We start from the raw sequence: 14,944 nt of genomic DNA, 5'->3' as shown, positions 1-14,944 counted from the left end.
CAGCGTGTTATGTCACGGTCCACGGCGCTGGCAATTAAAATTGCCGAGTAAGACGCGCGGTCACTCTCGCTCGGCGACCGCGTCCTTGACGAGCGATTTGAACGCCGATGACGTGACAGAGAAGACGGTGTTCGCGCTACTGTCGCGCGACCGGTGGACCGACTCAATTGGTTCGCCGTCGAGCCGTATCTGCCACGTGCTCAGTTTCGACGGCGACGGGTCGACGAGCCGGATATTGCAGCTGTGGCTCGCTTCGAGCTCCTCGACGACCGTGTGGACGTAGACGTCGTCTTCGAACTTCGGTGCGTCATAGCCCGGGAGGTCGAGTTCCTCGCGAATCTCCACGTTCTCGTCCCACCACGGCGGAACGTCGTCAGGGCGGTCTGTGTCAAAACTGTCGGTCATACTCACACCTCGTCAAGCAACCGCAAAGAAACTTCGCCTCGGTCCCGACTTGGTCGGAGTCAGGTGCTTCCGAGGGGCAAAGCGTTATACCTTGCTCGTTGGTAGTTAGCGTCGTGAGTCACAGTAGCACGTTTGAGATGGGTATCGGAACCTGGTACCCGGACCAGCGACAGCAGTGCATCGACAGCGTTCTCACCGCGCTCGACGAGGGGTATCGATACGTAGACACTGCACAGCAGTACGGTACGGAGGAGTACGTCGGTGAAGCCATCCGACGGTCGGACGTTCCGCGCGAAGAGGTGTTCGTCGCGACGAAGGTCCGGCCGAGCAACCTCAGCTACGACCGCGTGCTCGAAAGCACGAAGGAGAGCCTGGACGCGCTCGGCGTCGAGACCATCGACCTGCTGTACGTCCACTATCCACTGAAGGCCTACGACGTCGAAGAGACGATGGCGGCGTTCACGGAGCTGTACGAACAGGGACTCATCGACAACGTCGGTCTCAGCAATTACTCGATACCGATGCTCGACGAGGCGATGGGGGCTCTCGACGCTCCCGTCTTCGCCCATCAGGTCGAGATGCATCCGCTCCTGCAGCAACAGCATCTCCTCGAACACGCCCAGCGACACGACTACTGGCTGGTCGCGTATCGGCCGCTCATCGGAGGCGATGTGCTGGAGGTGCCGACGCTCGTCGATATCGCCGACAAGTACGACGCGACACCGACGCGGGTGAGTCTGGCTTGGCTGCTGAGCAAAGACCGGGTCGCGGCCATTCCAAAGGCGACAGGCGACCACGTCGCGGACAACTGGGCTGCCAAAGAGTTAGAACTCGCAGCCGAAGACATCGCCGAAATCGACGCCATCAACGAGGAGAGACGGACCGTCACGCGCGAGTCGAGTCTGATGATTCACGACGAGCCGATGCCCTGGGAAGAAGTGTAACGGGGCCTTCGAGACGACCAGCGGGTGGCTTTCGCCAATTCACGGGGGGTCGGGTTCCGGTCTGTAGGAGGCGCGGACTGCGGCGGACCGATACCCCATAGAATTAAGTCGGTTAATCATGCATATCCTACTGTATTATGAGCGGCAAGACCGTAGTCCTTGGCGGTTCCGGAGCGATGACCTCCGCCTGCGTGTACGACCTGTACCAAACCAGCGACTTCGATGAAATCGTCGTCGCGGACGCTGACGAGAAGAACGCCCGTCGGCTCGTCGAACTAATCGACGACGACCGCGTCACGTTCGAACCCGTGGACGCGACGAGCGCAGACGACATCGCCCGCGTCCTCGACGACGCGGCATACGTGGTGAACGGGCTCCCGTACCAGTTCGAAGAGAACGTCCTCGACGCCATCGTCGAGGTCGGCGACCTCACCGGTGTCGACCTGAACGCCTTCGACTTCGACGCCGTACTCAGCCGGTCCGACGAGTTCGCTGAGGCGGGCTGTGCGCTGTGGTTCGCGAATGGTGGCCTCGTCAGCACAATCGCGCTCGGCATGGTCGGCTGCGGCGAGTTCGACGACGTCGAGGACGTGAACTTCTACTGGGGGATGTGGCGGCTCCTCAGCCAGACGACCGCCGGCCTCACCGACACCGTTACCTACGAACACGACCCGAACGTCGACGAGCGGGCCCGCTGGGAAGACGGAGCGGTCATCAACGACCTCCCGCCGTTCTCTCAGGAGCGGACGTTCGAGTTCCCCGGCCCCATCGGGGAACAGGAGACGTACGTCATCTCCCATCCCGAACCCATCACGTTCCCGAAGGCACCCATCGCACAGGAGACGAACGTCGACCGAATCATCACCCGCGGCGTCTGGCACGACGAGTGGACCGAATACGAGCGGACGCTCCACGCGATGGACGCGTTCGACGCCGACCCCATCGAGGTCGAAGGCGAGACCGTCGACCCCCTCGAAGTCGCCCAGTCGCAAGTCAAGCGCGCCGGCCAACAGCGAGACGCCGAGTGGCAAGCTCCCGAGGAACTCTCCAGCGAGACGGAGTGGACGCCACAGACGATTCTCTCGTCGGAGGTCACGGGGACGGCGGGCGGAGAAGTAGGGACCGCAGTCTACCACTTCGAACAACCGTTCCCGTTCTTCGACGGCAACGAAATCTCGATGATGCGAGAGTACGGCTGCTACGTCGGCGTGCCGCTGTCGGTGACGCTTCAGCTCATGGCCGAGGATGCCGTGGACAAGAACGGTATCTTCGTGACCGAGACGAGCGGCATGGACGCCGACCGATACTTCGAGATGATGGAAGCGCGCGGCTTCGAGCTGACCGAAGAACAGACGCCGCCTAAGCAGGCCGCGACGTCCACGTAAGCGAACGCGCCGAGAGTATCGGTCGCTGTCCCTCTTAATTCGACATTTGTCGTATAAAGATTTAACATACTGTCGAAACGACGTGGACCTGTATGCGATGTCCAAACTGCGACGAAACCCTCGTCGCCGTCGAGACGTACCACGACAGCGAGTTCGTCTGTAGAACGTGCGGGTACTACCTCCCCCGGGGGTCGGATTGACCCGACGAGTGACGCGTTCCTCGGCCGCCGGCCGAGCGAGGGGGAGAGAGGGACGTGAGCAGGCTTTCTTCCGGGTGAGTTCCGTCACGGACAGCCAGAGAACCAATACCGGTTGTCCCTGATATACGGGTAACGCACGCTATGTCGAAGACAGTTATCTTCGCGTTCGGGTCGATGGCGCTCTACGCGGGCTGGGCGTTTCTCGCCAAGGTCGCAACGAAGTCACTGCCGGCGGAGCAAGCCGTCATCTACACGTACGTCGCCGGGCTCACGGCCGCCGCCTCGTATCTCCTGTGGCGCGGCGGCCCGGTCGTCGTCTCCACGAGAGGAATCGGGTTCGCGCTCGCGGGAGGACTGTTCCTCGGACTCGGAACGATCAGCTACTACCTCGCGCTCAGTCAGGGCTCCGCCGCCGTCGCGACGAGCATCAGCGGGATGTACCTCCTCGGGACGACCCTCCTCGCGGTCGTCTTTCTGGAGGAGTCGCTCGGGCAGGTCAAAATCGCGGGCATCGCGCTGGCGGTCGGCGCGGTGATACTGCTCGCACAGTAGGCGATGCGGAGCATACCGCCTCCCAAGGAAATTTGTTGTCCGACGTTCATACGTGAGATATGACGGTCGTAGCCGCAGTCGACGACTCGAACCGAGCAGCAACCGTTCTCGCGCGGGCATCGGCGCTCGCCGCGGACCTCGGCGAACCGCTTCACTCGCTTCACGTGCTCCAGCGCACGGATCTCGTTGACACCCTCGAAAAGGAGGTCGAGGGGCAGGCGGTTACCGAGAACCGCGAAGTCAGACGCGTCGGAGCCGAGATTATCGAGCGCGCGGCGGCGAACGCAGAACTCGAACACGACACAGCGGAGATCGAGAACGTCGTCCGCGTCGGCGACCCGGCGGAACAGATCACGACGTACGCCGACAGCGTCGACACCCGATACATCGTCGTCGGGGGACGACGCAGGTCGCCGACGGGGAAGGCCCTGTTCGGAAGCGTCACGCAGCGCGTGATGCTCAGTTCCGAAGTACCGGTGCTCAACGTCCCAACGAGTTCCCAGTAGCGGTACGCGCCACTCCGAAACCGCCGGCGTGACCGTGAGAGAGGGTGACCGCGAACGGCCGCGACGGCGCCCGTATTGACGAGACCGACAGATATTATAATGAGGGTTCTGTGGATGAGAGTACATGCCGGTGTTCAATAACTACTGTAACGGCAAGTGGACAGGCTCTGAATCAGGCGAGACGTTCGAGGTGCGGAACCCCGCGGACCCGGACGACGTAATCGGCGAGTTCCCGTCGTCGACGGCCGACGACACCCGAGACGCGGTCGATGCCGCGGTCGCGGCTCAAGCGGCGTGGGAAGACACCCCAGCGCCCGAGCGCGGTGCGATTCTCCGCCGCGCCGCGTCGCGTCTCGAATCGCGGTCCGACGAGGTCGCCGAACTCCTCGCTCGGGAGGAAGGAAAAGCACTCCCCGAGGCGACGGGCGAAGTCGGCCGGGCCGTCGGTATCCTGTACTACTTCGCCGAGAAGGCGCTGGACCTGGGTGGCGAGGTCAAAGCGTCGAGTTCACAGGACACGCGCCTCGAAACCAAGACCGAGCCGCTGGGCACGGTCGGGTTGATTACGCCGTGGAACTACCCCATCGCCATCCCGACGTGGAAGCTCGCCCCCGCGCTCGTCACCGGCAACACCGTCGTTCTCAAGCCCGCGTCCCGAGCCCCCGCCGTCGCACACGAAGTGGCCAAGTGCCTCGACGAAGCCGGCCTTCCGGACGGCGTGCTCAACGTCATCACCGGGTCGGGCAGCGAGGTCGGCGGCACGCTCACGACCCACGACGATATCGACGCGATTTCCTTCACCGGGAGCACGGTCGTGGGACAGCAGGTCGGCGAGACGGCCGCGGCGGACGGCAAGCGCATCCAACTCGAGATGGGTGGGAAGAACCCGACGGTCGTGATGCCGAGCGCCGACGTCAGTACCGCCGCGGAAATCGTCTCCGGCGGCGCGTTCGGCGGAACCGGACAGGCCTGTACTGCGGCGTCCCGAGCTATCGTCCACGAAGACGTCTACGACGAGTTCGTCGACGAACTCGTGGCCGCTGCGGAGGACATCACCATCGGACCAGCGCTGGACGGCTACGACATGGGGCCGCACGTCAGTAAATCCGAGCTCGAAGGCACGCTGGACTACGTCGACGTCGGCGTCTCGGAGGGTGCGACCCTCGAAACCGGTGGGTCCGTCCCCGAAGCACCGCGCCACGAGTCGGGCTACTTCGTCGAGCCGACGGTCTTCTCGGACGTCTCCAGCGAGATGCGCATCGCACAGGAAGAGATTTTCGGGCCGGTCGTGGGTGTCATCCCCGCGAGTTCTTACGAGGAAGCGGTGACGCTCGCCAACGACACGAAATACGGGCTCTCCGCCAGTATCGTCACGCAAGACCTCAGCGAGGCCCATCAGTTCGCCGACGACGTCGAAGCCGGCGTCGTCAAGGTCAACGAGAAGACGACTGGTCTCGAACTCCACGTGCCCTTCGGCGGCATGAAGTCGTCGTCAAGCGAGACGTGGCGCGAGCAGGGTGACGCTGGCCTCGACTTCTTCACGACGTCGAAGACAGTGTACCTCAACTACTGAGCCCGGTTCCGGGTTCACGCGCCCCGCACTTTTTTGCTTTTTTCCCGACCACGTAGAGCGTCGCGTCAGTGTTCCAGAGTGTCGCGCCAACATTCGACAGGGTACTAACACGACGAGACCACGAGACTTCGACGGGGCGTTCTATGACATCGAACGCATTCGTGCCTGCTGAGCGGTCGTTTGCCCGCCAAATACATTACAAGCATATGTCTGTAAAACACATCCGTACCAAAACAACAGTCCACCAGCGGTGTCACAAACCGTCACCAAAGGCGTCCATAATTTTTCAAACGAGCGTTCGACCACACTGAACGATTATCGGTTGGGAGAAACATTCTATGGGCTGGACGCGGTAGGAGTCACATGACCGAGAAAGCGACCCGGCCGATACGGTCGGACGAAACGCTGCTGGCGATACTCGAGGCGCTGGAAGCGCGGACGGCCCCGAGCGTCAGCGACGTGGCCACGTACGCGGGAGTCTCGAAGAGTACGGCTCACAACCATCTGAGCACGCTCCGCGAACACGGCTACGTGGTCGACGGCGAGCGGGGCTACGAACTCAGCCTCCGGTTTCTGGAACTCGGCGAGAGCGCCCGCATGAACACGGAGATATACGGGGTCGCTCGGCCGCACGCCGACGAGCTCTCTCGGGAGACCGGACTACTCGTCAACATCAGCGTCGAGGACCGGGGGAAGGGAGTGTACCTCTACCGGACGAGAGGCGATGACCGCATCCGCCTGTCGACGCGAGCCGGCGAGGTCCACGAGCTACACTGCACCGCCACTGGAAAGGCGATTCTCGCGCACTTGCCGGAGCGCCGGGTCGAATCGATTCTCGACCAACACGGCCTTCCGAAGCGGTCGGAAAACACGATAACGGACCACGAGACGCTCCGCTCGGAGTTAGCCGAGATACGAGAACAAGGATACTCGGTAGACGACGAGGAGTACGGACAGGGGCTGCGGTGTGTCGGGGTTCCGGTCCTGAACGACGATGACAAGGTTATCGGGGCGCTGAGCGCGTCGGGGCCCGCGACGGAGGTCGTCGGTGAGCGGTTAACGACGGAGCTTCCCACGCGCCTCAAGCGGGTCAGAAACCGGATCGAGTTGAACCTCCGCGATTACTGACGCGCGGGCCTACCGTTCGTCGCTCCCTCGGGCGCGCTCGAAGGCGACGAGCGGAGCGCCCCGTGCCCCGAACCGCGTTCTATCACACGAAATTTCGGGTGCGGTACGGCCAGCGGCAGATTGATACTTCGCCCCTCGAAACGTCCCCGATATGGATGAAAACTCTCTCCGCGAGCGGATCGTAGACGGTGATTCCGTCCTCGGCACGTTTCAGATCGTGAACTCGATGATGGTCTCCGAAATCGCGACCGTGGCGGGGTTCGACTTCGTCGTCATCGATCAAGAACACGGCCCCGCCACCGCTCAGTCGACCATGCGCGCCTGTGCCGGCGCGCAGTCGCAGGGTGGGTCGGCGGTCGTCAGAGTCCGGGAGAACGCGCCGGGCGAAATCCAGCGGGCCCTGGACGTCGGCGCCGACGGCGTGCAGGTCCCGCAGGTGGAAACCGCGGACGACGCTCGACGCGCGGTGAACGCGGCCAAGTTCCACCCGGTAGGTGAGCGCGGGCTCTCGCCTTACGGCCGCGCCGGAACGTACGAGGGGGGACCCGAGTTCGAATCGACGCAGAACGAAGAGACTGTGCTGGCGTTGCAGGTAGAGGGCGTTAAAGCGGTCGAGAACATCGATTCCATCCTCGACGTCGACGGCATCGACGTCCTCTTTCTGGGACCGTACGACCTCTCGCAGTCGCTGGGCGTCCCCGGCGACGTGCAGCACGATGACGTCGTCGAGACGATGCGGTCCGTCGTCCGCAAGGCCAAGGACTCAGGCACGGTCGTGGGAACGTACGCCGACACGCCAACGCAGGCAGAAAGATGGCTCGAGACGGGTGTTCAGTACGTCACGCTCGCCGAGGACGCCCCCGTCCTCCGCGACGCCTTCGCGGAGCTGGCCGGCGCAGTCGAGCGCTGAGCGGTCTCGACGCGGCGGCGACCGCTGTGCGCGACTGCCAATTTGAGCAGAAATCCAAATGATTTAAATATATAAAGATTGACCACACATAGTGTATGTCAGGTATTAACAGGCAGTTTGTGGGAACTGCGGAACGTATACTCCGTCTCCGAGTCGCGGAGACGCAGAAGACGTTCTACCGACTCGGGCCAGCGCGCAGTAACATCACCCGGACGTAACTATTCCAATGACAGGCTCACCAATCCGCGATGAGATCGCCAACCTGTACGACGAGATCGACACCCCCGTGTTCGTGATCGGGGTCTTCCTAACGGGCGTTCTCGTCTCAGCGTTAGCCTTTTACCCGAAAGCGTCGAGCACCGTGATTGGCAACGTCAACGAGGTCATCACGACGAACCTCTCGTGGTACTTCCAGGCGCTGATCTTCGCGCTCGTGATATTCTTCCTGTTCGTGATGATCAGCCCGTGGGGGGAGATTAAATTAGGCAAGCCGGAAGAGTCACCGGAGTTCAGCTACGGTTCGTACATCATGATGGTGTTCGCGGCGACGTTCGGCGCGGGCATCGTGTTCTGGGGGGCCGCAGAGACGCTGTCTCACTACGAGACTGTCCCCCCGCTCGTGAACGCGCAGCCTCAATCGGTCGGCGCGATGATTGGCGCGATGCAGTACACGATGTTCCACTGGGGCATCTCGCCGTGGGTCAATCACATGATACTGTCGGTCCCACTCGCGTACTACGTCCACCGCAAGGACGCACCGATGAAGCCATCGTCCGTGTTCGCCCCCTTCCTGGGCGTGAACAACTTGGATAAGACTTGGCTGAAAGTCGTCGACATCATCGCCGTGGTCGCCGCGGCTGGCGGCGCGACCGTCACCGTCGGCCTCGCCGCCCAGCAGTTCATCACCGGCCTCTCGTACAACTACGGCGTGTCGGTCGGTGACTTCGGGATCATCGCCCTCGTGACGGGGCTGACGGTCGGATATACCGCTTCGGCCGTGCTGGGAATCGAAAAGGGAATAAAGCGAGTGTCCACGTTCAACGTGATACTCTTCCTGTTCATCCTCGTCTGCATTCTCGTCTTCTCACCGTTCGCGTCGATATTCAACCTCGGGACCGCGGGCATGGGGAAGTACATCGCGAACTTCGTCGATATGTCGCTGTACGTCAACGTGGGCGGCGGGCAGTCGTGGGTCGGTTCCTGGACGGTGTTCTACTGGGCGTGGTGGATTAGCTTCGCCCCGATGACCGGTATCTTCATCGCGCGGATCAGTCGTGGTCGGACACTCAAACAGGTCATCTTCGGTGCGATGGTCGGCGGAACCGCCGCGACGCTGCCGTGGTTCGTCACCATGGGCGGCTACTCCATGCTGCTCCAGCATTCGGGGCAGGTCGACCTGCTGTCTATCATCGATTCCTACGGAATCTCGGTCGCTACGTATCCGATTCTGGCGCAACTGCCGTTCGGGGAACTGTTCGTCGTACTGTTCTTACTGCTGGTGTTCACGTTCCTCATCACGACCATCGACTCCGCGACGATTAGCTTGGCTATCCTCACCACCAGCGGGGGAACACAGCATCCGTCGATCGCCAACCGGTTCGTCTGGGGCGTGATCATTGGGCTTCTCACGTCGCTACTCCTGATAATCGGCGGTGTCGGGATCCTCCAGAGCTTCACGATTATCGCGGGGCTCCCGATGGCGCTTCTCGCCTTGATGACCGTGATCGGGTTCGCATACCAGTTGGAGAAGAGCCGTCCCGTCCTACTCACGCGCGAGGAAGACTGGGGGTCGTCGAACACGCTCGTCAACTGGGTCTCGTCGGCGAAACAGTCACAAAGTAATTCTGACAAGAGCACGGACAGTGATTAGTCAAATTTCGATACCGAATCCGATTTGACGTCGTTCCGGACTCCGCCCAGATTCGGTCGATTGTTTCTCCACACCAACGGGGAACGAACCGACCGAACAACGACCGAATGTCGTTTGAATAGTCGACGACTGTCCGAGACTGGTGAAGTCATCACGGTCATGACTGCTCGTGAACAACTCGGAATCTGTTTAATACTATCGCGCTAGATTTCCCAGAGAAGTTTTGTCAAGTAAAGAGTTGGGCCGTCTCACCTCATAGCCCAAAAAACAGTTATTGAATAGACCTCAATTATTATATACTTCATATGAGTATTGAGTCTCGATATCACGAGTATGGCAGAGCTGTGGAGGCCCTCCTCTCCGCAGCTATCCTGGCAATGGGGATCTCGTTCGTTGCACTCGGTCCAGATATCCTATGGCCACCGGTTATCGAACTGGCAGGGGCAGGGATTTGGACGTTGGCCCTCCCTAGGACTCTTGGCAATTCTAGTGGTATCTAGGCTTGCAACTACTGACAGATCCAAGTGGTATACTCAGGAGATTTTCATCGTCTCGGTAGTCACGATTCCCGCCAGCACCTACGCTACCATTGGCCCATACATTGATCATTCCAATCCGCTTCTGAATGTATTTCTAGCGTCGGTTCTCGGGGTCATACTAGCGAGTGCCATAGTAATTGATAGTCTTAGTTGGTTTGCCGAGGTTGGCTCATTCTAAACAAAAACGAACAGCGGTCTTTACAATCTCTCAGCCGAGTCGGGCGCTGCTGGGACGTTCACTTGTCGGTACAGCCGACGCTGGCGGATCAAGAACGAGTACAAGAGCATCAAGCATGATTTCCTCGCGAAGACTTCCTCGAAGGATTATCGAGTTCGATTATTCTACTTCGTGTTCGTAGTGCTTCTCTATAACATCTGGCGGCTCACTGACTTTCTGTTGAAAGCTACTGCTGACGGTGAGATGAACTATGCTCCTATTTTGACTGCTGGAGAGTGTGTCGAGTTGGTCTCTTCGGCGCTGCTTCCGCCGGACTAAGTGAACGAACACTCCGGCTTGCCCCTCGTGAGCGGTGGCACTATTTCTGGGCAGATGCTTCGGATGATTTCTGACAATCACAGATTATAACTGGATTTGGCACGTTTTCTAGCGCACTTTCCCCGTAATCTAGACTAACTCAGTGGAAAATCAACGCTAAAATTGCCCATCCTCCGAAACTGTGGGGTCGGTCCTCACGAGAATTTTGTATAGCGAAATGCAGTATACCACACTATCGGCAATCTACTGCTTAATTTTACTAATTACGGTTGTGTATGGTCCACTCCACCATAAGCCAAAGTATTAACTAGATGTAAGAAAGTCGGAGAGTAATGGAAATCTCGCACTCAGAATCACCAATACGCAGCGAACGGGTTACTCCCCGGTGAGAAGGCGTGAATCAGCAGTCTGACTCCAAGGGTTTGGACGCGGAAGATACGGCTTCAAAGAACGAGACGAGAAAAGTACAAGTGGTCCCAGATGAGCCTCGACGATCTCGCCGACGTCTACTGGCAAGACATCGCACCGAAGCGATATCGAGATGGGTTCGATGAGGACCGCGAAGTGCCGACCTACGAGTGGCTCACCGAACACGGATACAGTGGTATCGCGTACGCGCTACGCGAGCATCACGATTTGACGCCCACACAGTTCTTCGTCGACGTGGTTGGCCTCGAAGACGAAGACTCAGACGAGTGGGAGTGGAACGTCGACCACGACGCCACTGTGAACGCGTTCGAAGCGTATCTCACGTCGATAGAAACCCGTGGAGGACGTACAAAGAGTACCGTCGAGACCCACCGGACGAGGTTGTCGAAGTGGGTTCGGACGTATCGAGAGTTGCACGAGACAGATGCGTTGCTCGAACCACTGTCCGAGTTAGACCAGCAACCACGAGAGATAGAACGCTGTCTCGCCGTCCTCGACGTCTTCGACGAGGAGCTATCGACTGATCGGTCGAAGCTCGAGTACCTGCACGTCGCCAGAGTGTGTGGTACGCGTTCGTGAAACGCCGGAAGTACGCGAAATACAACCCACTCGCCGAGGCCGGTGAAGAGTTCGGCTGGGAAGCCAGTGAGCCAGACCCACAGGCGCTGTCGGCGTCGCAGGTGCGACGCATCTATCGTGAGGCGGACTCTCCGGAAGCAGAGTTGTTGGTCGTTGCGCTCGCTGGGTGGGGACTCCGGCCTTCCGAGGTCGCCGCGTTGCACGTGGACCAAGTGGTTTTGGATGCAGAAGATCCCCACCTGTCGTTCGGTGATGGAGAGCGGAAGAACGGACCTGGAGAGGTGACGTTGCTGTATGGGGTCGATATCGTTGCCGGTCGGGTTGGTTCGCTTTCTGACCGTGAGACGTGGAACGGGTATCTGTTCCCCTCTCGCTCGTCGTCAACAGGTCATGTGTCCGTGAGTACGGTTCGGCGGCGATTCAAGCAACTTGCTGACCGTGCTGGCGTGATTGTCGATGATGAGACACCGACACCAAAGATGGGACGTCGGTTCTGGTACTCGGCGTATCAGGAAGCTGTTGGTGAGGTTCTTGAGGGACTGGAGGGCGTTGCTGAGGACCAGGGAAGTTCGTCGACGGAGGTTGTGCTTCGGAACTATCTGTCGAGGGAACAAGAGCGGAAAGCTCGGCGGAGGAAGATGTACGAGAAGTTGGAAGCGGCATTTGAATCCTGACCCAACCCTTCCTTCCTAATACTGATGAGCAGGAGTGTATTCATGCGACTCTGTAACAACTGTGTGCCTCAGAAAAATGGGATGTACTCCGCTTGCCTCTAGTGGAGGTACGCGGCGACGTCCTCTGTGAAGTAGTAACGATACGCCACGTGCCGGAACGTGATTCGTCCGTACGTGTCACGTCTGTCGACCTCATCGTGGTTCTCGATTCCATCGATCGCACCGTTGATTCGGTCGACCTGGTCACCTAGTTCACCGGCTCGTAGGTGGTCAACAACACCGTCAGGGTCAATCTCGAGCGCCTCGCTCACGACCGAACGGACGGTTACTCCACCGTCGGCGACGGCTCGCTCGTCACCCGAATCGGGCGCATCGTCGTCTTGGATGTGGTCGACAAGGGCCTCTCGGTCATCGACAACGGTTTCTTCGAACTCGCCGTTGACGACGTCGTCAAGCCGTTCGCTGATAACGTACGTCTCGGGGCCAGGCGGGAACCACCGGGTTAAGACGTTGGTCTCGCCCTTACCGTCTGTCTGTGGGACCGAAGTCGAGCAGAGGTTTGTGAGCGCAGTCTTGAGTTCGCAGTCGAAAACGGATCCGTGCTCGTCTGCTAGCTCCTTGAGTTCACGTTCGGTGAACCCGTCTCGGTCGTCTGGAAGAACTGCGTCGTCGATGAGTTTGATGACCCTCACCTGGTCTTCCAAACTCGGCTGTCCACTGTTTACAAGTCTAACTTCCGCGATCAGATCGCTGATTGGGATAGTTGTCTCCTGTGGGTTGGGTAAAGCATCTCACCAGCGGCAGATTTATCAACGCCCGAAAGAAGCGTTTGATTGGAAACGTTCTTGTGGGCTCGTGCCGCCGGGGGAACCCGGCACCCGTTGGCGCGGGTATCGGGCCCTCGGTTCCACTTTCGTGAGCTTCTGGTAACCTATCTTGTGACTAGTTGAGTTACTGGTTCATAATAAATGCTTGGGCCTCAATGTCGGGATAAGTAAGATAGCGGAACATATCTTCCAATACAGTCCCATTACAGTCCACTTAGGAGTTCAGGTGGGGAATCTGCTGCGATAGAGTGATACAATGAATTTATATAATACCAACCTCCTACACGACGATATATCGAGAATTTGAATAATAAAAGACGAATGCCTGCTAAGGTATTAAATAACTGTTTTCTGAACTTTTCATATAGCATCCCCGGTATAAGTGCTAAGGCGAGTCAATATTGGCAACAGAGTCACTCTAGCTTGTTGAGCAATTATAGCGTACGGGACTAGAGTGATTGATAACTAGTTAGGGTTATGCCATACTGATGAGTCACAAGACAAATGGACGAACACAATTTCGAGAGAGGTGAGAGTGAATTGGTGGTCGGTCCTGCGCCGACGGAACCCGAGGCCCCGATGATTACTGACGAAATGGTGGGTCGGATACCCATCCAGAGGCGTCCCAGGCGTCCTCTGCACGTCTGCGCAGACATCACCCCGACACCCGCCTGTGTCCCGCCTCGGGAGGTCAAGCCCCGAGGCAGCCGTCTCGTTTCCTCTGTCGAATCACGCCATCCGCTGGCACACATCTGAACCAACAACGAAATCGCTTATACGAGATCCATCACCTGCTCAGTTAGCCGATAGCGGTACGCCGGCCGAACGAACACTATTTGTCCGTAATCTTCCGATTTCGTGACCTCTTCAGAGGACTCGATCGTTTCGACAGCCGTATTGAGTCGATCCACTGGATCACCGGATCGCAGAAAATCGGTTACCTGCTCTGGCTCGACACCAAATTCCGAAGCTAAAATGCTACGGATTGTTCGACCAGCCCCGTCAGCGACGGCGACAGACGGTGCTGACACCCGAGTCTGTGGACCTTCCTGTTCCGCAGCGTCCTCAGAAAGCGCTGTGACCTGCAGCTCATCGTCGATATGCGCGATCAGCGCATCCAGGTTCGCTTCCGCTTCTTCAGTCACTTGGCCGTTTACGATATCGTCAAGCCGTTCGCTAATCGCAAAGACATCCGGCCCGGGAGGAGCGGTTTGCGCGAGCACTCCAGCATCAACAAGGTGATTCAGTACCGTCCGCGGTTGGTACTCAATGTCGACATCAAGCGAGTCCAGTAGCTCTGTTCGCTTGATACCCTCTTCGCCGGGACCGATCTCCGCATTGTAGAACGCCTTTGCGACGACTACCTGATCATCGACGCTGTGTGTATTCCCCTTTCGTTCCCGGATATACCGCTCCAAGCGGTCGAAATCAGTGCTGTCATCCTCCTCAATCGTGAGGGCATCTCTGACCTTGTCTGGGAGTTCCGGACGCGGTGCGTCACGGTGCCGTTGGGCTTTCTCCGACAGGCGCGTGTTGTCGTAGAGTGCACGCGCTACGGGGAGCCCACGGAGATAATTGTATTCGTAGAGAATCTCTACCCCGTATTCAGTCAGGCCGTAGAACTGCGAGGGGAGGTCACGCGCATCCTCATTCGGCGGGTACCGGTAACAGTCGATAATATCGTTGTCACTGAGGACTTCCAGCTGATCCCGGATTGCGGCCTTGTTCTTCGGCATCATGTACGCCAACTCATCGAGTGACGGGAGATGCTCCGGATGGCCAAGAATGAACTGCAGGATCAAGTGCCGCGTCTCTTGGGACAGGAGATCGTAGATCTGCCGCTGCTCTTCGAACGGGCCGCCACCCTCTGCGGCAGGTGCGTCACTCATAGTCTCACTTGAGAGTACTTCGGCGGCGCGAATAATAC

General features: G+C 59.0%; 11 protein-coding genes and 2 pseudogenes. 10 read left to right on the top strand and 3 right to left on the bottom strand.

Translation table 11 applies throughout. From position 1 onward, the window contains the following. Positions 1-60: 60 nt before the first annotated feature. The gene (locus tag ACSR87_RS16845; protein WP_498531366.1) at positions 61-405 is read right to left on the bottom strand and encodes a hypothetical protein; all 345 of its coding nucleotides are present in this window, start codon (positions 403-405) and stop codon (positions 61-63) included. A gap of 137 nt (positions 406-542) precedes the next feature. Between ACSR87_RS16845 and ACSR87_RS16840 the strand changes: the two genes are divergently transcribed. The 10 genes and pseudogenes from ACSR87_RS16840 to ACSR87_RS16795 all read left to right on the top strand — a co-directional run bounded on the left by ACSR87_RS16840 (position 543) and on the right by ACSR87_RS16795 (position 12,190). Next, positions 543-1,349: an aldo/keto reductase gene (locus ACSR87_RS16840; RefSeq protein WP_498531402.1), complete on the top strand. Its 807-nt coding sequence runs from the start codon at positions 543-545 to the stop codon at positions 1,347-1,349. Positions 1,350-1,486: 137 nt separating this feature from the next. After that, complete coding sequence (locus ACSR87_RS16835; protein WP_498531365.1) at positions 1,487-2,734, top strand: saccharopine dehydrogenase family protein; 1,248 nt, start codon at positions 1,487-1,489, stop codon at positions 2,732-2,734. Positions 2,735-3,075: 341 nt separating this feature from the next. Then, the gene (locus ACSR87_RS16830; RefSeq protein WP_042662600.1) at positions 3,076-3,486 is read left to right on the top strand and encodes an EamA family transporter; all 411 of its coding nucleotides are present in this window, start codon (positions 3,076-3,078) and stop codon (positions 3,484-3,486) included. A 59-nt stretch (positions 3,487-3,545) separates the two neighbouring features. Beyond that, complete coding sequence (locus tag ACSR87_RS16825; protein ID WP_089780658.1) at positions 3,546-3,992, top strand: universal stress protein; 447 nt, start codon at positions 3,546-3,548, stop codon at positions 3,990-3,992. A 124-nt stretch (positions 3,993-4,116) separates the two neighbouring features. Further along, a complete protein-coding gene (gene xacF, locus ACSR87_RS16820; RefSeq protein WP_498531364.1) occupies positions 4,117-5,565 on the top strand; it encodes a 2,5-dioxovalerate dehydrogenase in 1,449 nt (482 codons plus the stop codon). A 363-nt stretch (positions 5,566-5,928) separates the two neighbouring features. Beyond that, on the top strand, positions 5,929-6,693 hold the full coding sequence (locus ACSR87_RS16815) for an IclR family transcriptional regulator (RefSeq protein WP_498531363.1): 765 nt from the start codon (positions 5,929-5,931) through the stop codon (positions 6,691-6,693). 151 nt (positions 6,694-6,844) lie between these two features. Beyond that, positions 6,845-7,603 (top strand): HpcH/HpaI aldolase family protein, encoded by a 759-nt coding sequence (locus ACSR87_RS16810; protein ID WP_498531362.1) that lies wholly within the window; start codon positions 6,845-6,847, stop codon positions 7,601-7,603. 226 nt (positions 7,604-7,829) lie between these two features. Then, positions 7,830-9,473, top strand: a complete 1,644-nt coding sequence (locus tag ACSR87_RS16805) for a BCCT family transporter (protein WP_498531361.1) — start codon at positions 7,830-7,832, stop codon at positions 9,471-9,473. Between the two features lie 774 nt (positions 9,474-10,247). Continuing rightward, positions 10,248-10,508, top strand: a pseudogene (locus tag ACSR87_RS16800) (transposase); the annotation flags it as partial. A 395-nt stretch (positions 10,509-10,903) separates the two neighbouring features. Next, positions 10,904-12,190, top strand: a pseudogene (locus tag ACSR87_RS16795) (tyrosine-type recombinase/integrase). 98 nt (positions 12,191-12,288) lie between these two features. Here ACSR87_RS16795 and ACSR87_RS16790 read toward each other — a convergent pair. Then, complete coding sequence (locus ACSR87_RS16790) at positions 12,289-12,894, bottom strand: hypothetical protein (protein WP_498531360.1); 606 nt, start codon at positions 12,892-12,894, stop codon at positions 12,289-12,291. An 896-nt stretch (positions 12,895-13,790) separates the two neighbouring features. Continuing rightward, positions 13,791-14,906: a hypothetical protein gene (locus ACSR87_RS16785; RefSeq protein ID WP_498531359.1), complete on the bottom strand. Its 1,116-nt coding sequence runs from the start codon at positions 14,904-14,906 to the stop codon at positions 13,791-13,793. Positions 14,907-14,944 lie beyond the last annotated feature (38 nt).

The organism is Haloferax sp. SDI50, from assembly GCF_059802635.1.
Note: the sequence above shows the minus strand (reverse complement) of the source record. Positions and strands in the feature narration are given on the sequence as shown.

What these genes read in the sequence shown, in the direction of transcription:
- ACSR87_RS16845 (WP_498531366.1), bottom strand. Translation starts at nt 405, where the DNA reads ATGACCGACAGTTTTGACACAGACCGCCCTGACGACGTTCCGCCGTGG.
- ACSR87_RS16840 (WP_498531402.1), top strand. Translation starts at nt 543, where the DNA reads ATGGGTATCGGAACCTGGTACCCGGACCAGCGACAGCAGTGCATCGAC.
- ACSR87_RS16835 (WP_498531365.1), top strand. Translation starts at nt 1,487, where the DNA reads ATGAGCGGCAAGACCGTAGTCCTTGGCGGTTCCGGAGCGATGACCTCC.
- ACSR87_RS16830 (WP_042662600.1), top strand. Translation starts at nt 3,076, where the DNA reads ATGTCGAAGACAGTTATCTTCGCGTTCGGGTCGATGGCGCTCTACGCG.
- ACSR87_RS16825 (WP_089780658.1), top strand. Translation starts at nt 3,546, where the DNA reads ATGACGGTCGTAGCCGCAGTCGACGACTCGAACCGAGCAGCAACCGTT.
- xacF (WP_498531364.1), top strand. Translation starts at nt 4,117, where the DNA reads ATGCCGGTGTTCAATAACTACTGTAACGGCAAGTGGACAGGCTCTGAA.
- ACSR87_RS16815 (WP_498531363.1), top strand. Translation starts at nt 5,929, where the DNA reads ATGACCGAGAAAGCGACCCGGCCGATACGGTCGGACGAAACGCTGCTG.
- ACSR87_RS16810 (WP_498531362.1), top strand. Translation starts at nt 6,845, where the DNA reads ATGGATGAAAACTCTCTCCGCGAGCGGATCGTAGACGGTGATTCCGTC.
- ACSR87_RS16805 (WP_498531361.1), top strand. Translation starts at nt 7,830, where the DNA reads ATGACAGGCTCACCAATCCGCGATGAGATCGCCAACCTGTACGACGAG.
- ACSR87_RS16785 (WP_498531359.1), bottom strand. Translation starts at nt 14,906, where the DNA reads ATGAGTGACGCACCTGCCGCAGAGGGTGGCGGCCCGTTCGAAGAGCAG.